The organism is Lelliottia sp. EB106-05-01-XG201 (genome assembly GCF_058791735.1).
In genome coordinates this window covers 4642326-4663874 of record NZ_JBYTDV010000001.1, presented here as the reverse complement: position 1 = coordinate 4663874, position 21549 = coordinate 4642326, and the positions used below count along the sequence as shown (strand labels likewise).

Annotated in this window: 18 protein-coding genes and 1 riboswitch; of the genes, 13 read left to right on the top strand and 5 right to left on the bottom strand. The window is 56.6% G+C overall.

The features are described from left to right. Positions 1–93: 93 nt before the first annotated feature. The 5 genes from AC3WS9_RS21805 to AC3WS9_RS21785 are packed head-to-tail and all read left to right on the top strand — an operon-like array spanning position 94 to position 5053. The gene (locus tag AC3WS9_RS21805) at positions 94–1173 is read left to right on the top strand and encodes a PTS fructose transporter subunit EIIC (protein ID WP_282492133.1); all 1080 of its coding nucleotides are present in this window, start codon (positions 94–96) and stop codon (positions 1171–1173) included. Between the two features lie 14 nt (positions 1174–1187). Then, a complete protein-coding gene (locus tag AC3WS9_RS21800) occupies positions 1188–1508 on the top strand; it encodes a PTS fructose-like transporter subunit IIB (protein ID WP_023326311.1) in 321 nt (106 codons plus the stop codon). A gap of 51 nt (positions 1509–1559) precedes the next feature. Further along, positions 1560–3854 carry a formate C-acetyltransferase gene (locus AC3WS9_RS21795; protein ID WP_492490243.1) on the top strand — a complete coding sequence of 765 codons (2295 nt, stop codon included), beginning with the start codon at positions 1560–1562 and terminating at the stop codon, positions 3852–3854. After that, entirely contained in the window at positions 3820–4695 is an 876-nt protein-coding gene (locus AC3WS9_RS21790) for a [formate-C-acetyltransferase]-activating enzyme (protein ID WP_492490242.1), read from the top strand. Before AC3WS9_RS21795 ends, AC3WS9_RS21790 begins: the two co-directional genes overlap by 35 nt. A gap of 1 nt (position 4696) precedes the next feature. Then, positions 4697–5053 carry a PTS fructose-like transporter subunit IIB gene (locus AC3WS9_RS21785; protein WP_492490241.1) on the top strand — a complete coding sequence of 119 codons (357 nt, stop codon included), beginning with the start codon at positions 4697–4699 and terminating at the stop codon, positions 5051–5053. On the opposite strand, the gene AC3WS9_RS21780 is transcribed toward AC3WS9_RS21785, so the two are convergent. The 3 genes from AC3WS9_RS21780 to argE form a co-directional block, all read right to left on the bottom strand. Further along, positions 5040–5888: a helix-turn-helix transcriptional regulator gene (locus AC3WS9_RS21780; RefSeq protein WP_492490240.1), complete on the bottom strand. Its 849-nt coding sequence runs from the start codon at positions 5886–5888 to the stop codon at positions 5040–5042. The two genes, AC3WS9_RS21785 and AC3WS9_RS21780, sit on opposite strands and share 14 nt — an antisense overlap. A gap of 54 nt (positions 5889–5942) precedes the next feature. Beyond that, on the bottom strand, positions 5943–8594 hold the full coding sequence (gene ppc / locus AC3WS9_RS21775) for a phosphoenolpyruvate carboxylase (RefSeq protein ID WP_282492129.1): 2652 nt from the start codon (positions 8592–8594) through the stop codon (positions 5943–5945). 321 nt (positions 8595–8915) lie between these two features. Further along, positions 8916–10067 (bottom strand): acetylornithine deacetylase, encoded by a 1152-nt coding sequence (gene argE, locus AC3WS9_RS21770; protein WP_100778398.1) that lies wholly within the window; start codon positions 10065–10067, stop codon positions 8916–8918. 88 nt (positions 10068–10155) lie between these two features. Here argE and argC point away from each other — a divergent pair, with 88 nt between their 5' ends. The 4 genes from argC to oxyR all read left to right on the top strand — a co-directional run bounded on the left by argC (position 10156) and on the right by oxyR (position 14693). Beyond that, complete coding sequence (gene argC, locus AC3WS9_RS21765) at positions 10156–11160, top strand: N-acetyl-gamma-glutamyl-phosphate reductase (RefSeq protein ID WP_492490239.1); 1005 nt, start codon at positions 10156–10158, stop codon at positions 11158–11160. Between the two features lie 6 nt (positions 11161–11166). Next, the gene (gene argB, locus AC3WS9_RS21760; protein WP_095283929.1) at positions 11167–11943 is read left to right on the top strand and encodes an acetylglutamate kinase; all 777 of its coding nucleotides are present in this window, start codon (positions 11167–11169) and stop codon (positions 11941–11943) included. 155 nt (positions 11944–12098) lie between these two features. Beyond that, positions 12099–13472 carry an argininosuccinate lyase gene (argH, locus tag AC3WS9_RS21755; protein WP_492490238.1) on the top strand — a complete coding sequence of 458 codons (1374 nt, stop codon included), beginning with the start codon at positions 12099–12101 and terminating at the stop codon, positions 13470–13472. A 303-nt stretch (positions 13473–13775) separates the two neighbouring features. Further along, the gene (oxyR, locus tag AC3WS9_RS21750) at positions 13776–14693 is read left to right on the top strand and encodes a DNA-binding transcriptional regulator OxyR (RefSeq protein ID WP_095283927.1); all 918 of its coding nucleotides are present in this window, start codon (positions 13776–13778) and stop codon (positions 14691–14693) included. On the opposite strand, the gene sthA is transcribed toward oxyR, so the two are convergent. Further along, entirely contained in the window at positions 14676–16076 is a 1401-nt protein-coding gene (gene sthA, locus AC3WS9_RS21745; RefSeq protein ID WP_282492124.1) for a Si-specific NAD(P)(+) transhydrogenase, read from the bottom strand. The genes oxyR and sthA overlap by 18 nt on opposite strands. A gap of 196 nt (positions 16077–16272) precedes the next feature. On the opposite strand from sthA, the gene fabR reads away from it, so the two are divergent. Together fabR and AC3WS9_RS21735 are read left to right on the top strand one after the other, a co-directional pair. Continuing rightward, positions 16273–16917 (top strand): HTH-type transcriptional repressor FabR, encoded by a 645-nt coding sequence (gene fabR / locus AC3WS9_RS21740; RefSeq protein WP_282492123.1) that lies wholly within the window; start codon positions 16273–16275, stop codon positions 16915–16917. A gap of 3 nt (positions 16918–16920) precedes the next feature. Further along, positions 16921–17280 carry a YijD family membrane protein gene (locus AC3WS9_RS21735; protein ID WP_095283924.1) on the top strand — a complete coding sequence of 120 codons (360 nt, stop codon included), beginning with the start codon at positions 16921–16923 and terminating at the stop codon, positions 17278–17280. Between the two features lie 108 nt (positions 17281–17388). On the opposite strand, the gene trmA is transcribed toward AC3WS9_RS21735, so the two are convergent. Then, the gene (gene trmA, locus AC3WS9_RS21730) at positions 17389–18489 is read right to left on the bottom strand and encodes a tRNA (uridine(54)-C5)-methyltransferase TrmA (protein ID WP_282492122.1); all 1101 of its coding nucleotides are present in this window, start codon (positions 18487–18489) and stop codon (positions 17389–17391) included. Positions 18490–18593: 104 nt separating this feature from the next. Beyond that, a riboswitch (cobalamin riboswitch) is annotated at positions 18594–18770 on the top strand. Positions 18771–18836: 66 nt separating this feature from the next. Between trmA and btuB the strand changes: the two genes are divergently transcribed. Both btuB and murI read left to right on the top strand, forming a co-directional pair. Further along, complete coding sequence (btuB, locus tag AC3WS9_RS21725) at positions 18837–20684, top strand: TonB-dependent vitamin B12 receptor BtuB (protein ID WP_492490237.1); 1848 nt, start codon at positions 18837–18839, stop codon at positions 20682–20684. Continuing rightward, positions 20629–21480 (top strand): glutamate racemase, encoded by an 852-nt coding sequence (gene murI, locus AC3WS9_RS21720; protein WP_492490236.1) that lies wholly within the window; start codon positions 20629–20631, stop codon positions 21478–21480. Before btuB ends, murI begins: the two co-directional genes overlap by 56 nt. The last annotated feature ends 69 nt before the right edge of the window (positions 21481–21549 follow it).

Here is a 21549-nt window from a genome sequence, read left to right as displayed (position 1 = left end):
CCTTTTTGTCCACTGTCAGCCGTCTTCCCGATTGCCTATTGTTTGCCACAACATCTCTATGGATATGGGCAGATAAAAGCCCGGGAGCGACACATGAAAGAGTTGGTGCATATTCTCAAGAACACGCGGCAGCATCTGATGACTGGGGTGTCGCACATGATCCCCTTCGTCGTCGCAGGCGGTATTTTGCTGGCCGTATCAGTCATGCTTTACGGCAAGGGTGCGGTCCCGGACGCGGCCACCGATCCCAATCTGAAAAAACTGTTCGATCTCGGCGTGGCAGGCTTAACGCTGATGGTGCCATTCCTGGCGGCCTATATCGGTTACTCCATTGCTGAACGTGCGGCGCTCGCGCCCTGTGCTATCGCGGCCTGGGTCGGTAACAGCTTCGGCGCCGGTTTCTTCGGCGCCATCATCGCCGGGATCCTCGGCGGTATCGTGGTCTTCTACCTGAAAAAACTGCCGGTGCCGAAAGTACTGCGCTCGGTAATGCCGATTTTCATCATTCCTATCATCGGCACCTTTGTGACCGCAGGGATCATGATGTGGGGTCTCGGCGAACCTGTTGGCGCGCTCACCACCGGCTTAACGCACTGGCTGCAGGGCATGCAGCAGGGAAGCATCGTGGTTCTCGCCGTCATCATGGGGCTGATGCTGGCCTTTGACATGGGTGGCCCCATCAACAAAGTGGCCTACGCCTTCATGCTGATTTGCGTGGCGCAGGGGGTCTATACGGTGGTCGCCATCGCGGCGGTTGGGATTTGCGTTCCGCCTTTAGGTCTCGGTCTGGCGACGCTGATTAATCGTAAGAATTTCAATGCGGAAGAGCGCGAAGCGGGTAAAGCGGCGCTGGTGATGGGCTGCGTGGGCGTGACGGAAGGGGCGATTCCCTTTGCCGCCGCCGATCCGCTGCGTGTGATCCCCTCCATCATGCTCGGCTCCGCCTGTGGCGCAGTCACCGCCGCGGTGTTTGGCGCGCAGTGTTATGCCGGATGGGGCGGCCTGATTGTTCTGCCCGTGGTGGAAGGCAAGCTCGGGTACATCGCCGCCGTCGCCGTGGGTGCGGTCGTCACCGCGGTCAGCGTCAACGTGCTCAAAAGTATTGCGCGTAAGAACACGAAGCAGGTCGAGGAAAAAGAAGACGACCTGGATCTGGATTTCGAAATTAACTGAGTGAGGAAGAGAACATGGCCCGAATTATTGCAGTCACTGCCTGTCCGTCTGGCGTTGCCCATACCTACATGGCCGCCGAAGCGCTGGAAAGCGCCGCCAAAGCCAAAGGCTGGGAAGTCAAAGTTGAAACCCAGGGGTCTATCGGTCTGGAAAATGAACTGACCGCTGAAGACGTTGCGGCGGCGGATATGGTCATCCTGACCAAAGATATCGGCATTAAGTTTGAAGAGCGCTTCGCCGGGAAAACCATCGTGCGCGTCAACATCAGCGATGCGGTGAAACGCGCTGACGCCATCATGAACAAAATTGATGCCCACCTGGCGCAAACCGCCTGACGTCCTCCCGCCCTTCGAGGCGGGCTTGTTTTCAGCTACAGGAGTTCCCTCATGACGAATCGTATTCAGCGCCTGAAAGACGCTTTGTTCGCCAGCCCGCGTGAAATATCCCTTGAACGTGCGCTGCTCTATACCGAAAGCCATCAGCAGACGGAAGGCGAACCGGTCATTCTGCGTCGGGCGAAAGCGACGGCGTATATTCTCGACCACGTTGAGATCGCGATTCGTGATGACGAACTGATTGCCGGTAACCGTACGGTGAAGCCGCGTGCCGGAATTATGTCGCCCGAAATGGACCCGTACTGGCTGCTGAAAGAGCTGGAGCAATTCGCCACCCGACCGCAGGATCGCTTTACCATCAGCGAAGAGGACAAACGCCTCTATCGCGATGTGCTTTATCCGTACTGGGAAAAACGCTCGATGAAGGATTTCATCAACAGCCAGATGACGGATGAAGTAAAAGCGGCAGTGAGCACGCAGATTTTCAGCGTTAACCAGACGGACAAAGGCCAGGGGCACATCATCATTGATTACCCGCGCCTGCTCAATAACGGGCTGGGCGCGCTGGTGGCAGAGATGCACGAACACTGCCAGCGCGAGCCGGAGAACGACTTTTATCAGGCTGCGTTAATGCTGCTTGAAGCCTCACAGCGCCACATTCTGCGCTATGCGGTGCTGGCGGAAGAGATGGCTGAAGGTTATGACGAACCGCGTCGCCAGGAGCTGCTGACCATCGCCGCAAACTCGCGCCACAATGTTCAGCACAAGCCGCAAACCTTCTGGCAGGCGTGTCAGCTGTTTTGGTACATGAACGTCATTTTGCAGTATGAATCTAACGCCAGCTCGCTCTCTATCGGACGTTTCGATCAGTATATGCTGCCGTTTTATCAGGCCTCGCTGACCCAGGGCGCAGACCCGGCGTTCCTCAAAGAGGTATTAGAATCCCTGTGGGTGAAATGCAACGACGTGGTACTGCTGCGCTCGACCAGCAGCGCCCGCTATTTTGCCGGTTTCCCGACGGGCTACACCGCACTGTTAGGCGGCCTGACGGAGAATGGCCGCAGCGCGGTCAACGTGCTCTCATTCTTGTGTCTTGATGCGTATCAGAGCATCCAGCTTCCTCAGCCGAACCTCGGCGTGCGGGTAAATGAGTTTATCGACAGACCCTTCCTGCTCAAGACGGCGGAAACCATCCGTCTGGGCACCGGTATTCCGCAGATTTTCAATGACGAAGTGGTGGTGCCTGCGTTCCTGAACCGCGGCGTGTCGCTGGAAGATGCGCGCGATTATGCGGTGGTCGGCTGCGTGGAACTCTCCATTCCGGGCAAAACCTACGGGCTGCACGATATCGCCATGTTTAACCTGCTGAAAGTGATGGAAATCGCCATGCAGGAGAACGAAGGCAATGCGGATCTCAGTTATGACGCACTGCTCGACCATATCCGCCATAAAATTAACCACTACATCGCGCTCATGGTCGAAGGCAGCAACATCTGTGACATTGGCCATCGCGACTGGGCACCGGTTCCGCTGCTCTCATCCTTTATCAGCGACTGCCTCGGCAGCGGCAAAGACATCACCGACGGTGGCGCGCGGTATAACTTCTCCGGCGTGCAGGGCATTGGTATCGCCAACCTGAGCGACTCGCTGCATGCCCTGAAAGGGCTGGTGTTTGAACAGCAGCGCTTAAGCTTTGATGAGCTGCTGGCGGTACTGAAGGCAAACTTCGCCACGCCAGAAGGCGAAAAAATTCGCGCCAGGCTGATCAATCGATTTGAAAAATATGGCAATGATATCGACGAGGTCGACAACATCAGCGCCGAACTTCTGCGCCACTACTGCAAAGAGGTCGAAAAATATCGCAACCCGCGCGGGGGGCAATTCACGCCGGGCTCCTATACCGTCTCCGCGCACGTGCCGCTCGGGGCTGTCGTTGGGGCCACTCCGGACGGGCGTTTTGCTGGTGAACAGCTGGCGGACGGCGGGCTGTCGCCGATGCTCGGCCAGGACATGCAGGGCCCGACGGCGGTGCTGAAATCCGTGAGTAAGCTGGATAACTATCTGCTCTCGAATGGCACCTTGCTGAACGTGAAATTCACACCGGCGACGCTGGAGGGGGAGGCGGGATTACAAAAACTGGCCGATTTCCTGCGCGCCTTTACTCAGCTAAAACTGCAGCATGTTCAGTTCAACGTGGTGAATGCGGATACGCTTCGCGAAGCCCAGCAGCGTCCGCAGGATTTCGCCGGGCTGGTGGTCCGCGTGGCCGGGTACAGCGCCTTCTTTGTCGAGCTGTCGAAGGAGATTCAGGATGACATTATCCGCCGCACCGCGCATCAGCTGTGAAGTGATCGAGACCCGCGCCGATGTGGCGCGGATCTTCAATATCCAGCGTTACTCCCTGAACGACGGGCGCGGCATTCGCACGGTGGTTTTTTTTAAAGGCTGCCCCCACACCTGCCCGTGGTGTGCGAACCCGGAATCGATCTCGTCGAAGATTGAAACCGTTCGCCGAGAGAGCAAATGCCTGCACTGTGCGCCCTGTTTGCGGGACGCCGAGGAGTGTCCTTCCGGTGCGTTTGAGCACATTGGGCGCGACGTGACGCTGGATGAGCTCGAGCGCGAAGTGATGAAAGACGAGGTCTTTTTTCGCTCCTCCGGCGGGGGCGTGACGCTCTCTGGCGGCGAAGTGTTGATGCAGGCGCCGTTTGCTACTGCGCTCCTGCAGCGCCTGCGCCGATGGGGGATTCACACCGCCATCGAGACCGCAGGCGATGCGCCGCTGTCTCGTTTGCTGCCATTAGCAAAGCAGTGTGATGAGGTGCTATTCGATCTGAAAATTATGGATGCGGAACAGGCGAAAACCGTGGTGAAGATGAATCTGCCGCGGGTGCTGGATAATTTTCTGCGTCTGGCGGAGGAGGGTATCAACGTGATCCCGCGCGTGCCGCTTATTCCAGGTTTTACGCTGAGTGAGGCGAATATGAATCGCGTGCTGGCATTTCTGATACCCTCAGGAATACGGCAGCTGCATTTGTTGCCTTTTCATCAGTACGGAGAGCCAAAATACCGGCTGCTCGGACAGGAATGGACCATGAATCAGGTGGCCGTCCCCACGGAAGAGGAGATCGCCACCCTGCGACAGATGGCCGAGCGGGCAGGATTTTTGGTCACCCTTGGAGGTTAATATGACAGCGAACGCGGGACACCGAATTGCCGCCGTCACCGCCTGTGTCAGCGGTGTCGCCCATACCTACATGGCCGCCGAACGGCTGGAAAAGCTGTGCGGCCAGGAAAAATGGGCTGTTCGCATCGAAACGCAGGGGGCGCTCGGAATTGAAAGCGAGCTGACTGACGAAGACATCCGTCATGCGGAAGTGGTGCTGCTGATTACCGATATCGAGCTGGCGGGAATGGAGCGGTTCGACCAGTGTCGCTATGTGAAGTGCGGTATCAACGCGTTCCTGCGCGATCCGCAAAAAGTGATGAGCGCAGCGCGTAAAATGCTATCGGCCCCGCAGCACACCCAGCTTATTCTGGATTAGCCGTCTTACCGGTAAGCTGGCTGTGGTACTGGCGGCGATACTCCGACGGCGAACGTTCCGTATTCTTGCGAAACAGTCGGCAAAAATAGTTACTGTCAATAAATCCGCAGCTGTGCGCGATCTCTTTTACTTTCAGATCATACCCCTTCAATAACTGGCGCGCGTGCTCCAGCCGGGTTTGCGTCAGATACTCGTTAAACCCTACCGCGCCGGTCTTCTGGAAAAGATGCGACAGATAGTTGGGCGAGATATAGAACGCTTTGGCGACGGATTCGCGGGTGAGCGGTGACGCGTAGTGCTCATCAATGTAGTCGCGCACGGCGCCGAACAAGGCTTCGCTACGAGAGGCGGTCTGGATCTGACTGCCCAGCAGGTCGGTACAGTGGCTCAGCAGGCTTAAGGTAATCAGGCGCGCGGTTTGCTGCTCCTGGGGTTGCATCTGCATTTCATGCAGTGTTTGCAGCAGGAAAGAGCCAATGCGTGGCCCACGACGCGCCACGTGCTGTTTTGCCAGATTGCGCAGGGCAACACCATCCCATTGCACCAGGCTAAAACCCAGCTGCTGCTTGCCGAACAAAATGCTCAGGGCAGTTGCAGGCTGCTGCCATTGCGGAAAGTTCCAGCCACCCGCCGGGACGTACAGAACATCGTTTGGGTGCAAAACGCCCGTCGAGGCGTCCTGCACGGAGCCTTCGAGTAGGATCTCCAGACGCGGAAAATCAACCTGCAGGGCCAGCTCTGGTGGGGGAGACGTAGGGTTAGCGAAATGCACTTGCTGGAGCGGTAAACCGCCGTTTATCAGGTCGGTCAGGATTTGGCTGATATCGTATTGCATGGTGTGAATACCGAAGTATTGCCCGGCAGCGCTTGCGCTTGCCGGGCCTACGGATTAGCCCGTGTTACGCATGCCAGCGGCGACGCCGGCGATGGTGACCATCAGCGCTTGCTCCACGCGAGGGTCCGGTTCTTTGCCTGCTTCTTCCGCCTGACGGGAGCGGTGCAGCAGCTCTGCCTGGAGTACGTTCAGCGGGTCGGTGTAGATATTACGCAGCTGGATGGACTCGGCAATCCAGGGTAAATCTTCCATCAGATGCGAATCGTTGGCGATAGCCAGCACCACTTTGATATCACCTTCCAGCAATTCGCGCAGCTCTTTACCCAGACCCCAGAGTTCCTGTTTGACCAGGCGCTGGTCGTAGTATTCCGCCAGCCACAGGTCGGCTTTCGAGAACACCATCTCCAGCATCCCCAGACGGGTAGAGAAGAACGGCCAGTCGCGGCACATGGTTTCCAGCTCGCTTTGCTTGCCGTCTTCGACCACTTTTTGCAGCGCCGCACCGGCACCCAGCCAGGCGGGCAGCATCAGACGGTTTTGCGTCCAGGCGAAGATCCACGGAATGGCGCGCAGGGATTCCACCCCGCCGGTAGGACGACGTTTCGCCGGACGTGAACCGAGCGGCAGTTTGCCCAGCTCCTGCTCAGGCGTTGCTGAGCGGAAGTATGGCACGAAGTCTTTGTTTTCACGCACGTAGCCACGGTACAGGTCGCAGGAGATGTCCGACAGCTCGTCCATGATATGACGCCATGCGTCTTTTGGCTCCGGCGGTGGCAGCAGGTTGGCTTCCAGAATCGCGCTGGTGTAGAGCGACAGACTGCTGATGGTCACTTCCGGCAGACCGTATTTGAAGCGGATCATCTCGCCCTGCTCGGTGACGCGCAGGCCGCCTTTCAGGCTGCCCGGCGGTTGCGACAGCAATGCTGCGTGAGCCGGAGCACCGCCGCGACCGATAGAGCCGCCGCGACCGTGGAACAGGGTCAGTTCGATACCTGCTTTTTCGCAGGTTTTGATCAATGCGTCCTGCGCCTGATACTGCGCCCAGGAGGCTGCCATCACGCCCGCGTCTTTTGCGGAGTCGGAATAGCCAATCATCACCATCTGTTTGCCCTGAATAAAGCCGCGATACCAGTCGATGTTCAGCAGCTGGGTCATCACGTCATTAGCGTTGTTCAGGTCGTCGAGGGTTTCAAACAGCGGCGCCACCGGCAGCGCAAAGCTGATACCGGCTTCTTTCAGTAACAGATGCACGGCCAGCACGTCGGACGGCGTCTTCGCCATGGAGATCACATAGGCGGCAACGGATCCTTTCGGCGCATCAACGATCGCCTTGCAGGTGTTGAGCACTTCGCTGGTCTCTTCGCTGGGTTCCCAGCTGCGCGGCAGAAGCGGGCGCTTGGAGTTCAGCTCGCGGATCAGGAAGGCCTGCTTGTCGGCTTCGGACCAGCTTTCATAGTCGCCGATGCCGAGGTAGCGGGTCAGTTCACCCAGCGCTTCGGTGTGGCGGGTGCTTTCCTGGCGCACATCGATACGCACCAGCGGCACGCCGAAACACTTCACGCGGCGCAGGGTGTCGAGCAGCTCGCCGTTGGCGATGATGCCCATGCCGCAGGCCTGCAGAGATTTATAGCAGGCGTACAGCGGGTCCCACAGCTGTTCGTTCTGGCTCAGCAGCCCCGCCGGTTTAGGCAGGCGCTGGCCTTTCAGACGTGCTTCCAGCCAGGCTTGGGTGGCCAGCAGCTGGCTGCGCAGGTTTTTCATCAGATAACGGTATGGCTCGCTGGCACCCTCTTCGCCGACCAGCTCCAGCAGCTCAGGCGTAGCTTCCACCATCGACAGCTCAGAGATTAGGATCTGAATATCTTTCAGGAACAGGTCGGTGGCTTTCCAGCGGCTCAGGAGCAGGACGTGGCGGGTGATTTCCGCGGTGACGTTCGGGTTACCGTCGCGGTCGCCACCCATCCAGGAGGTAAAGCGGACCGGGACAAAATCGACCGGCAGGCGATAGCCCAGGTTCTCTTCGAGCTGTTCGTTGAGCTCGCGCAGATAGTTTGGCACACCTTCCCAGAGGCTGTTTTCCACGACCGCAAAGCCCCATTTGGCTTCATCCACCGGGCTTGGGCGGTATTTACGAATTTCGTCCGTGTGCCAGGACTGGGCAATCAGCTGGCGCAGACGACGCATCAGCTGGTTGCGCTCGTAATCGGCGATCTCTTTGTTGTCCAGCTGCTTCAGGCAGTTGTTCACTTCCACCATTTTGTGGATCAGCGTACGACGGGTGATCTCGGTCGGGTGTGCGGTCAGCACCAGTTCCAGCGACAGGGATTCGACCGCTTTTTTGATGGTCTCTTCGTTGAGGTCGGGCTGGTCTTTGAGTTTTCTGAGGGTGCGGGCAATCACTTCCGGGTTGCTGGCAGCCTCGCCGTTTGGCGAAATGCTGTGGTACTGCTCGGCGGTGTTAGCCAGATTCAGGAACTGGCTGAACGCGCGCGCGACGGGCAGTAGCTCGTCGTTGGACAGGTTCTGCAGGGTGGTGAGCAGCTCCTGGCGGTTCGCTTCATTTCCTGCACGGGAGGATTTGGACAGCTTACGGATGGTTTCAACGCGGTCGAGAATGTTCTCTCCCAGCGCGTCCTTGATGGTATCTCCCAGCACTTTGCCGAGCATACTGACATTACTACGCAACGCGGAATATTGTTCGTTCATAAAAACCCAGTCACCCCATCATTTTTGTTTATGCCCATTCAGAAAACTTTTGGACATTTATTTGTCATCTCCCTTTATAAAGCCACGTAAAACCCCCGTCGTCAATTGCTGCGAAAACGGTTCAGCAAACGAATAAATGTGGGCAATTTACGAAATTTAATTCGCTTCGCGTCAGATAAGAGATGCTTATGAGAATGTGATGGGGATCGCGGGAATTTCACCCCTCACCCCGGCCCTCTCCCCAAAGGGGCGAGGGTGAAAAGACGGCTCGAAGCAGTCCCCTCTCCCCTTTGGGGAGAGGGTTAGGGTGAGGGGGATGTTTTAATGCCAGCAGAAATGATGCACAACCTGGGTAATTAACTCGCGGGTCGGCTTAATAAAGCGGGTTTCCAGATATTCATCCGGCTGGTGCGCCTGATTGATGGAGCCAGGGCCGAGCACCAGCGTCGGGCACAGGGTCTGGATAAACGGCGCTTCGGTGCAGTAGTTCACCACGTCGGTTTGCGCGCCGAGCAGTTTTTCCACCACCTGAACCAGCTGGTGGTCCGGCGGACATTCGTAGCCTGGGATCGGCGGGTGCAGCTCGGAAATGGTCAGACGGCCAGGCCAGCGTTCGCTTACCGGAGCCAGGGCTTCCGTCAGCAGACCATCCAAATCGCTCAGGGTCATACCCGGTAGCGGGCGGATATCCATATGCAGTTCGCAGCAGGCGCAGATACGGTTGGAGGCATCCCCGCCGTGCAGGCTGCCGAGGTTCAGCGTCGGGTACGGCACGGTGAAGGAGTCGTGGTGATAGCGCTCTTTCAGGGAGTCGCGCAGCTGCATGATGCGGCCAATCGCATCGTGCATCAGTTCGATGGCGTTGACGCCGCGTGCTGGATCGCTGGAGTGGCCGGACTGGCCCATTACGCGTACGGCAGTAGAAATATGGCCTTTGTGGGCGCGGATCGGCTGCAGTGACGTCGGCTCGCCGATGATGGCGCAGTCCGGGCGCAGGGCGGTGTTTTCAGAGAAATAACGCGCGCCCGCCATGCTGGTCTCTTCATCGGCGGTCGCCAGAATATAGAGCGGCTTTTTCAGGGTTTTCACGTCGACGTCACGCAGGGCATCGAGAATAAAGGCGAAGAAACCTTTCATGTCCGCCGTGCCCAGCCCGTAAAGCTTATTGTCATGCTCGGTCAGGGTGAAGGGATCGCGCGTCCAGCGGCCATCATCGAAGGGAACGGTATCCGTATGCCCGGCGAGCAGCAGGCCGCCTGCGCCTTCTCCGGTGCTGGCCAGCAGATTGAATTTATTGCGGGTGCCTGGAACGGGTTGAACTTCCACCTTAAACCCGAGTTCGCTAAACCAGCCAGCCAGTAAATTGATTAAAGACTCATTGCTCTGGTCGAGCGCTTCTTCGGTCGCACTGATGGACGGCGTGGCAATCAGGGCGCGGTAAATCTCGATAAAGGGTGGTAAATTCATTTTCATTGTTGACATACCTTAGGTCGTGATAGTATCAATATTCATGCACTAAATGTGAATAAAAATACACTAACGTTGATCGTAAAGGAACCCGATGTTGAATACGCTGATTGTGGGCGCTAGCGGTTATGCGGGCGCAGAGCTAGTAAGCTACGTGAATCGCCATCCTCATATGACCATAACCGCTTTGACCGTATCAGCGCAAAGCAATGATGCGGGAAAATTAATTTCCGATTTGCATCCGCAGCTTAAGGGAATCGTGGATCTGCCGTTGCAGCCGATGTCCGACATCAGCGAGTTTACCGACGGTGTGGACGTGGTGTTTTTGGCTACCGCGCACGAAGTCAGCCATGACCTCGCGCCGCAGTTCCTCGCAGCCGGCTGTGTGGTCTTTGATCTCTCTGGCGCGTTCCGCGTCAACGACAGTGCCTTCTATGAAAAATATTACGGCTTTACTCACCAGCACCCGGAACTGCTTAAAAAAGCGGTTTATGGTCTGGCGGAGTGGAGCGCGGAGAAGCTGAAAGAAGCTAATCTGATTGCCGTGCCAGGGTGCTACCCGACGGCGGCGCAGCTTTCCCTCAAACCTTTGATCGACACGGGCCTGCTGGATTTGAATCAGTGGCCGGTGATCAACGCCACCAGTGGCGTCAGCGGTGCCGGACGCAAGGCGGCGATTTCCAACAGTTTCTGCGAAGTGAGCCTGCAGCCGTATGGCGTGTTTAATCACCGTCATCATCCGGAAATCACCACTCACCTGGGCGCGGAGGTGATTTTCACCCCGCATCTGGGCAACTTCCCGCGCGGGATTCTGGAGACCATCACCTGCCGCCTGAAACCGGGCGTGACTAAAGAGCAGGTGGCTGAGGTCTTCCATCAGGCGTATGCCGACAAACCGCTGGTGCGTCTGTACGACAAAGGTGTTCCGGCGCTGAAAAACGTGGTCGGACTGCCGTTCTGCGATATCGGTTTTGCCGTTCAGGGCGAACACCTGATCGTGGTGGCTGCGGAAGATAACCTCCTCAAAGGCGCTGCCGCACAGGCGGTGCAGTGCGCAAACATTCGTTTTGGCTTCGCCGAAACGCAGTCTCTTATTTAAGGTGTGATGATGAATCCATTAATTATCAAACTCGGTGGTGTGCTGCTGGACAGCGAAGAAGCCCTGGAGCGTCTGTTTACTGCCCTGGTGAACTATCGTGAATCACACCAACGTCCGCTGGTGATTGTGCATGGCGGCGGCTGCGTGGTGGATGAACTGATGAAAGGCCTGAACCTGCCGGTGAAGAAGAAAAATGGCCTGCGCGTGACGCCTGCCGATCAGATCGACATCATTACCGGTGCGCTGGCGGGTACGGCGAACAAAACGCTGCTGGCGTGGGCGAAGAAACATCATATCGCGTCCGTAGGCCTGTATCTGGGCGACGGTGACAGCGTAAATGTGACTCAGCTCGACGAAGAACTGGGTCACGTTGGACTGGCGCAGCCGGGTTCACCTAAGCTGATTAACACCCTGCTGGAAGGCGGTTTCCTGCCGGTTGTGAGCTCTATCGGGGTGACCGAAGAGGGACAGCTGATGAACGTGAACGCCGACCAGGCAGCCACGGCGCTGGCGGCGACGCTGGGCGCGGATCTGATTCTGCTCTCCGACGTGAGCGGGATTCTGGATGGAAAAGGTCAGCGCATTGCCGAGATGACGGCAGCGAAAGCCGAGCAGCTGATCGACCAGGGCATTATCACCGACGGCATGATTGTGAAGGTGAATGCAGCGCTGGATGCGGCGCGCACGCTGGGCCGTCCGGTGGATATCGCCTCATGGCGTCACGCGGAACAACTCCCGGCGCTGTTTAACGGCACGCCGATTGGGACGCGTATTCTGGCTTAACATTCTGTGCCGGATGGCGCTTCGCTTATCCGGCCTACGGTTTTGTCGCCGTGTAGGCCGGATAAGCGAAGCGCCATCCGGCAATAAAATCCAATACCAGGTTGGGTGTGTGAAGCACCGCCCGACAGAACTAACCGAATTTAAGGAAGCATGTTATGGCACTTTGGGGTGGGCGTTTTACACAGGCAGCGGATCAACGGTTCAAACAGTTCAACGACTCTTTGCGCTTCGACTACCGCCTGGCCGAACAGGATATCGTCGGCTCTGTGGCCTGGTCTAAAGCGCTGGTCACCGTGGGTGTGCTGACGACAGACGAACAGGTGCAGCTCGAAGAGGCGCTGAATAATCTGCTGGAAGAGGTTCGCCTGAACCCGCAGCAGATCCTCGAAAGCGATGCCGAAGATATTCACAGCTGGGTGGAAGGCAAACTGATCGACAAAGTCGGCCAGTTGGGCAAAAAGCTGCACACCGGGCGTAGCCGTAACGATCAGGTCGCGACTGACCTGAAGCTGTGGTGTAAAGACACCGTGGTAGAACTGCTGTCGGCGAACCGTCAGTTGCAGAGTGCGCTGGTGGAAACCGCGCACAACAACCAGGACGCGGTGATGCCGGGCTATACACACCTTCAGCGTGCGCAGCCGGTGACCTTTGCGCACTGGTGTCTGGCGTACGTTGAGATGCTGGCGCGTGACGAGAGCCGTTTGCAGGATACCCTGAAGCGTCTGGACGTGAGCCCGCTCGGCAGCGGCGCGCTGGCCGGAACTGCCTATGAAATCGACCGTGAACAGTTGGCCGGCTGGCTGGGCTTTGCCTCTGCCACTCGTAACAGCCTGGACAGCGTTTCCGATCGCGACCACGTGCTGGAGCTGCTGTCGAACGCCTCTATTGGCATGGTGCATCTGTCACGCTTTGCCGAAGATCTGATTTTCTTCAACTCCGGTGAAGCCGGGTTTGTTGAGCTGTCCGACCGTGTGACATCCGGCTCTTCCCTGATGCCGCAGAAGAAAAACCCGGATGCGCTGGAGCTGATCCGCGGCAAATGTGGCCGCGTACAAGGCGCTCTGACCGGCATGATGATGACCCTGAAAGGTCTGCCACTGGCCTACAACAAAGACATGCAGGAAGATAAAGAAGGGCTGTTCGACGCCCTCGACACCTGGCTGGATTGCCTGCATATGGGCGCATTGGTGCTGGACGGCATTCAGGTGAAACGTCCGCGCTGCCAGGAAGCGGCGCAGCAGGGTTATGCGAACTCCACGGAGCTGGCGGATTATCTGGTCGCCAAAGGCGTGCCGTTCCGTGAAGCGCACCACATTGTGGGCGAAGCGGTGGTGGAGGCGATTCGTCAGGGCAAGCCGCTGGAAGACCTTACGCTTGCCGATCTGCAGAAGTTCAGCGCGGTGATTGGCGACGATGTGTATCCGATTTTGTCCCTGCAATCTTGTCTGGATAAGCGTGCGGCGAAAGGCGGTGTGTCGCCGAAGCAGGTGGCGCAGGCGATTGCGGATGCGAAAGATCGGTTGATTTAATGACGTGCGGGCTGATGCCCTCACTCCGACCCTCTCCCACAGGGAGAGGGAGAAAAATCAGGCTCGGCTTTTGCCGGGCTTTTTTACGCAAAAAAAATGCGGACACGGGGTCCGCAAAAGTTCACGTTGGCTTTAGTTGTTCGAGTTTTGAGAGAAACTCGTATGACGCGGCGGCGCTTCAAGGGTCAAACAGTCACCGTCTCGTCTATGTGGTGTATTATTCATCAGAACACTTGATAGGGATAATCGTTCGTTGCTATGCTATCTATCGCCATGAACTATCGTGGCGACGGAGGATGAATAATGAATATTCGTGATCTTGAATACCTGGTAGCGTTAGCTGAGCATCGTCACTTTCGCCGCGCGGCAGATTCCTGCCACGTCAGCCAGCCGACGCTGAGCGGTCAGATCCGCAAGCTGGAAGACGAGCTGGGCGTGATGCTGCTGGAGCGCACCAGTCGTAAAGTACTGTTCACCCAGGCCGGTTTGCTGCTGGTGGATCAGGCGCGCACCGTGCTGCGCGAGGTCAAAGTGCTCAAGGAAATGGCAAGCCAGCAGGGGGAAGCCATGTCCGGCCCGCTGCATATTGGCCTGATCCCAACCGTTGGCCCGTACCTGCTGCCGCAAATTATCCCGATGTTGCACCAGACCTTCCCGAAACTCGAAATGTATCTGCACGAAGCCCAGACGCATCAACTGCTGGCGCAGCTGGATAGCGGTAAGCTCGACTGTGCCATTCTGGCGCTGGTCAAAGAGAGCGAAGCCTTTATCGAAGTGCCGCTGTTTGATGAGCCGATGATGCTGGCGATCTATGAGGATCACCCGTGGGCGAACCGCGATCGCGTGCCGATGTCCGATCTGGCGGGCGAAAAGCTGCTGATGCTGGAAGACGGCCACTGCCTGCGCGATCAGGCGATGGGCTTCTGCTTTGAAGCGGGTGCGGATGAAGATACCCATTTCCGCGCAACTAGCCTGGAAACGCTTCGCAATATGGTGGCGGCGGGAAGTGGTATTACGCTGCTGCCTGCGCTGGCCGTGCCGCGCGAGCGTAAACGTGATGGTGTGGTCTATCTGCCGTGCATTAAGCCTGAACCGCGTCGTACCATTGGTCTGGTTTATCGTCCAGGGTCACCGCTGCGCAGCCGCTATGAGCAGCTGGCAGAGGCCATCCGGAGTTCGATGGATGGCCACTTTGACGGTGCGTTAAAACAGGCGGTTTAAGCCGTTCAGCGCCGCTACCCGATAGGCTTCCGCCATCGTCGGGTAGTTAAAGGTGGTGTTAACGAAGTACTCGATCGTGTTACCGCCACCTTTTTGCTCCATGATTGCCTGACCGATATGAATGATTTCCGCCGCGCGTTCACCGAAACAGTGAATTCCGAGGATCTCTTTCGTCTCGCGATGGAACAAAATCTTCAGCGTTCCCACGCTCATTCCTACGATTTGCGCCCGCGCCAGATGTTTAAACTGCGCGCGACCCACCTCGTAAGGCACCTTCATTGACGTCAGCTGCTGTTCGGTTTTACCCACTGAGCTAATCTCCGGAATGGTGTAAATCCCGGTCGGAATGTCTTCGATCAGATGGGCAGTGGCTTCACCTTTGACCAGCGCCTGTGCGGCTATACGGCCCTGATCGTAAGCGGCGGAGGCCAGGCTCGGATAGCCAATCACGTCACCCACGGCATAGATATGCGGCAGGGCGGTCTGGTACATGCTGTTGACCTTCAGCTGTCCGCGGCTGTCGGTTTCGAGGCCGATGTTTTCCAGCGCGAGTGAATCGGTGTTACCCGTACGGCCATTGGCATACAGCAGGCAGTCGGCTTTGAGCTTTTTGCCGGACTTCAGGTGCATGATCACCCCGTCATCGCAGCCTTCGATTTTCTCGTACTCTTCGTTGTGGCGAATCACTACGCCGCTGTTCCAGAAGTGGTAGGAGAGCGAGTCGGACATCTCCTGATCGAGAAACGCCAGCAGACGGTCGCGGGTGTTGATCAGATCCACTTTCACATCCATTCCGCGGAAGATGGACGCATATTCGCAGCCAATCACCCCTGCGCCGTAGATCAGCACGTGGCGCGGTTCGTGGTGCAGACTGAGAATCGAGTCGCTGTCGTAGACGCGCGGATGGGAGAAATCGACGTCGGTCGGATGGTACGGACGTGAGCCGCAGGCGATGACAAATTTCTCGGCGGTAATCGTCTCGACCGAGCCGTCATGGCACTTCAGCGCCAGGGTGTGCTCGTCGACGAAGTGCGCGTCGCCCTGCAAGATTTCGCAGTGGTTGCGTTCGTAGAACCCCTGGCGCATCCGCGTCTGCTGATTAATGACGTTATCAGCATGGTTGAGGATGTCGGCAAAGGAAGAACGAAGAAGTCGGGAATGGTCGCTGTAAAGAGGGTTCTGATTAAATTCAATAATGCGGCTAACGGCGTGGCGGAGGGCTTTGGAAGGGATGGTGCCCCAGTGGGTGCAACCGCCGCCAACATTATGGTAGCGCTCGATGACCGCTACTCTGGCTCCCTGTTTCACCAGCCCCATAGCAGCGCCTTCGCCGCCGGGGCCGGAACCAATAACTATTGCGTCGTAATCGTAGGTGTGTGACATGGCAAGGCTTACCTGTTCTTATACATAAAAGCAACAGAATAGTAACATCATTAGCGGGATAACCCAATTATCGTTGTGCTCTTTTCGGGCTGTGGAGCACAAACCGCGCGTAAACAATCATTCACAAAGCGATGCAAACAGATTAATTTTATTCTCTGGTATAGTGCCTGAAGGCCTTTGGAAGGATTCAACTATTGTGATGGGCGTAAGAGCACAACAAAAAGAGAAAACCCGGCGTTCGCTGGTGGAAGCAGCATTCAGTCAACTGAGTGCTGAGCGAAGTTTTGCCAGTTTGAGCCTGCGCGAAGTCGCACGCGAGGCCGGGATTGCGCCAACGTCCTTCTATCGTCATTTCCGTGATGTGGATGAACTGGGTCTGACCATGGTGGATGAGAGCGGCCTGATGCTGCGCCAGCTCATGCGCCAGGCGCGTCAGCGTATCGCCAAAGGCGGTAGCGTGATCCGCACGTCCGTATCGACTTTTATGGAATTTATCGGCAACAACCCTAACGCCTTTCGCCTGTTACTGCGCGAACGGTCGGGCACATCGGCCGCGTTTCGTGCCGCGGTCGCGCGCGAAATTCAGCATTTTATTGCGGAACTTGCCGACTATCTCGAAATCGAAAACCATATGCCGCGAGCCTTCACGGAAGCGCAGGCCGAGGCGATGGTGACTATTGTTTTCAGTGCGGGTGCCGAAGCACTGGATGTCGGCGTTGAACAACGCAAACAACTCGAAGAGCGACTGGTATTGCAGCTGCGGATGATTTCCAAAGGGGCGTATTACTGGTACCGCCGGGAACAAGAAAAGTCGGCGCATTACATCGACGAAGGTGAGTGAGTCATGAAACAGTCTGGTCAGGATAAAGGTACGTTGTTGCTGGCATTGATCGCTGGCTTATCTATCAATGGGACGTTTGCAGCGGTGTTTAGCTCGATTGTGCCATTCTCAATCTTTCCGATTATCGCCCTGGTGCTGACGGTTTATTGTCTGCATCAGCGCTATCAAAACCGCACCATGCCGGTCGGTTTACCGGGCCTGGCTGCCGCGTTCTTTATCCTGGGCGTTCTGCTGTATAGCACCGTGGTGCGCGCTGAATATCCGGATATCGGCTCCAACTTCCTGCCTGCGGTGCTGTCGGTGGCGCTGGTGTTCTGGATCGGGATTAAGATGCGTAACCGTAAGCATCAGATCCAGGAATAACGCGGTTTTGTGATTTTGTGGTTTTTGTAGGCCGGATAAGCGAAGCGCCATCCGGCATTTTTTGGCAGGTGGCGCTTCGCTTACCTGCCCTACGAAAAGACGATTCTGTTACTTCGCCGTTAGCAGCACGCCGCACTCCATGTGGTGCGTGTACGGGAACTGGTCGAACAGGGCCAGACGTTCCACGTTGTGCGTCTGGCTTAATGTTTCCAGATTCTTGCACAGGGTTTCCGGGTTGCAGGAGATGTACAGAATCCGCGGGTACGCCTGCACCATCTTCTCGGTTTCGCTGTCCAGCCCGCTGCGCGGCGGATCGACGAAAATCGTCTCACACTGGTAGCTCTTCAGATCGATTCCCTGCAAACGGTTGAATTCACGCACGCCGTTCATCGCCTGAGTAAACTCTTCCGCCGCCATGCGGATAATCTGCACGTTGTCGATATGGTTCGCCGCAATGTTGTATTGCGCGGCGGCGACGGACGGTTTGGCGATTTCGGTGGCCAGAACGCGCTCAAAGTTGCGCGCCAGAGCCAGCGAGAAATTGCCGTTTCCGCAGTACAGTTCGAGCAAATCACCCGTTGAACCCTCAGTGGCGCTAAGCGCCCACTCCAGCATCTGCACGTTCATCGCCGCGTTCGGCTGGGTGAAGCTGTTCTCGACCTGGCGATAGATCATCTCTTTACCGGCCACCGGCAGACGCTCATCAACATAGTCCTGATCGAGCATGATTTTGGTTTTGGTCGCCCGGCCTATCAGATGCACATTAATGTTCTGCGCACGCAGCGCGTCGCGCAGCGCTTCGGCTTCCTGGCGCCATTCGTCGGTCAGGGTTTTGTGATACAGCAGGGAGACGATCGCCTGGTTACTTTGCGTGGTCAGGTAATCAATCTGGAACAGTTTGTGGCGCAGGATCGGGTTTTCACGCACTCCTTCAATCATCAGCGTCATCAATTGGTTAATTAATTCACTCGCCGCCGGGAAAGTGTTTACGCGGATGCGGGACTTGGTCTGCTGATCGAAAATGATGTGGTACAGGTCGTCGCCGTCGTGCCAGATGCGGAACTCGGCGCGCATGCGATAGTGGCTGACCGGCGAGCGGAACACCTCGGGAACGGGCGCCGCGAAAGGCGTCATCATACTTTGCAGGCGGACCACTTTCTCTGCCAGCTGCGCGTCGTACTGTTCTGTCGGGAGGTGTTCGGGGGTCATGATGCATCCTGAGTGGTAAAGAATTTCGCGGGGATTGTAAGCACTGTACAGGGGATGTCCAGATTTAATCATGCATAGCTGTCTGGACATCCATACGTTTCTAATTGTAGCATTCTGTTTCCGGTTTCCTTTAAGTGAAAAGGGAATCCAGTGTAAATCTGGAGCTGACGCGCAGCGGTAAAGACTGGCGGGATGAATGTTGTAGACACTGCTTTCGAGTGGGAAGTCTTCATCCGCACACGCCACCAAGCCCGAAGACCTGCCGGTACTACGTCGCAATTGGTTTCATCATCGCGTGCTATAGATGACGCCTGCGGCATCCTTCTTATATTGTGGATGCTTTAACAATGATTAAAAAAGTATCGCTGATGACGGCGCTTTCCGTCACGGCTTTTTCGGGCTGGGCGCAGGAAAGCGCTGACTCGTTGGTGGTGACAGCAAACCGTTTTGAGCAACCGGCAAGTACCGTTCTGGCGCCAACGTCTGTTGTAACCCGGGAAGATATTGACCGCTGGCAGTCGACCACGGTGCTTGACGTGATGCGACGCTTACCCGGCGTCGATACCGCGCAAAACGGCGGTATGGGCCAACTCTCCTCTCTCTTTATTCGTGGCACTAATTCCAGCCATGTCCTGATTCTGGTAGATGGGATTCGCCTTAACCAGGCGGGCGTGACGGGGTCATCCGATCTTAGCCAGTTCCCGATCTCACTGGTTCAGCGCATTGAGTATATTCGCGGGCCACGTTCTGCGGTTTATGGTTCTGATGCGATTGGCGGTGTCGTGAATATCATCACCACGCGCGCGAAGGACGGCACGACGCTGAATGCGGGTGTGGGTTCGCACGGCTATCAAAACTATGGTGGCAGCACGCAGCAGACCCTTGGCGACAGCACGCGCGTTACGCTGGCGGGTGATTACACCTACACCAAAGGTTTTGATGTGGTGGCGGACGGCAACAATGGCGGACTTGCTCAGCCCGACCGCGACGGTTTTATGAATAAAACTATCTACGGCGCGCTGGACCATGCTTTCTCCGATCAGTGGAGTGGTTTTGTTCGTGGCTATGGCTACAGCAACCGTACCGCCTATGATGCTTATTACAGCTCATTTACACCGAATGTCTTAGTGGATACGCGTCAGCTGTATAACCAGACCTGGGATGCCGGGCTGCGCTTTAATGACGACATTTTCCACTCGCAGCTGCTCTCAAGCTATAGCCACAGCAAGGACTATAACTACGATCCGCATCTGGGACGCTACGACTCGACCGCCACGCTGGATGAAATTAAGCAATACAACCTGCAGTGGACAAACTCTGTTGACGTCGGGCAGGGCAATATTGGTGCCGGTGTCGACTGGCAGAAGCAGAGCACCGAGCCGGGCACTAACTATGTGCAGGATGCTTACGACATTCGTAACACCGGCGTTTACCTGACGGCTCTGCAAAAGTTTGGCGATTTCACCCTGGAAGGGGCAGCCCGCAGCGACGACAACTCACAGTTTGGTCGCCACGGTACCTGGCAGAGCAGCGCGGCCTGGGAGTTCATTGAAGGCTATCGCTTCATCGCGTCCTATGGCACCGCCTATAAAGCCCCCAACCTGGGTCAACTCTACGGTTTCTATGGTAACGACCATCTGGATCCGGAAGAGAGCAAGCAGTGGGAAGGGGCTTTCGAAGGGTTGTCAGCGGGCGTGACCTGGCGCGTGTCGGCTTACCGTAATGACGTTGATAACCTGATCGACTTCAACAATAACACCCAGCAGTATTACAACGTCGGTAAAGCGCGAATCAAAGGCGTTGAAGCAACCGCGTCGTTTGATACGGGTCCGTTGATGCATACCGTCGGCTACGACTATGTTGATGCCCGCAATGCAACCACCAACGAACTTCTGTCTCGCCGCGCTAAGCAGCAGGTGAAATATCAACTCGATACGCAAGTCTATGATTTCGACTGGAGCCTGACATACCACTATCTGGGCACCCGTTACGATACCGATTTCGGATCTTACCCGAGTGAGAAGGTGAAAATGGGCGGTGTAAGCCTGTGGGATGTCGCAGTTTCATATCCTGTCACCTCACACCTGACAGTTCGTGGTAAAATAGCCAACCTGTTCGATAAAGATTACGAGACAGTTTATGGCTACCAAACTGCAGGACGGGAATACACCTTGTCTGGCAGCTACACCTTCTGATCCACGTCCCACCGTGCTGGTGTTTGACTCCGGCGTCGGTGGGCTTTCGGTCTATGATGAGATTCGGCATCTTCTGCCGGATCTTCATTACATCTATGCCTTCGATAACGTCGCCTTTCCTTATGGGGAAAAGAGCGAAGACTTTATCGTTGAGCGCGTTGTGGAAATCGTCACTGCCGTTCAACAGCGCTACCCTTTAGCGCTGGCCGTGATTGCCTGTAATACCGCAAGCACCGTTTCCCTTCCTGCATTACGTGAAAAATTCCCGTTCCCGGTTGTGGGCGTCGTTCCGGCGATCAAGCCTGCTGCCCGTTTGACGGCGAATGGCGTTGTTGGCCTGCTGGCGACGCGCGGAACGGTAAAGCGTCCTTATACGCGTGAGCTGATCGACCGTTTTGCTAACGAATGCAAGATCGCTATGCTTGGCTCTGCCGAACTGGTGGAGATGGCGGAAGCGAAGCTGCACGGTCAGCCGGTGTCGCTGGAAGAGCTGCGTCGCATTCTGCGTCCGTGGCTGCGGATGGCTGAGCCACCGGACACGGTTGTGCTGGGGTGCACGCATTTCCCGCTATTACAGGAAGAGCTGCTTGAGGTGTTGCCGGAAGGCACGCGTCTGGTGGATTCTGGCGCCGCGATCGCCCGCCGTACTGCCTGGCTGCTTGAACATGAAGCGCCGGATGCTAAATCCAGTGACCAGAATATAGCTTATTGCATGGCGCTCACCCCTGAGACTGTGCAGCTTTTGCCCGTTTTACATCGGTATGGGTTTGAAACGCTCGAAAAACTGGCGCTATAGCACGGTTTTGCGCAAAAAAAAGACGGTTGAAAGTTTTTTTTAAAAGAGGGGTTGTCAACGTCTGAGAAC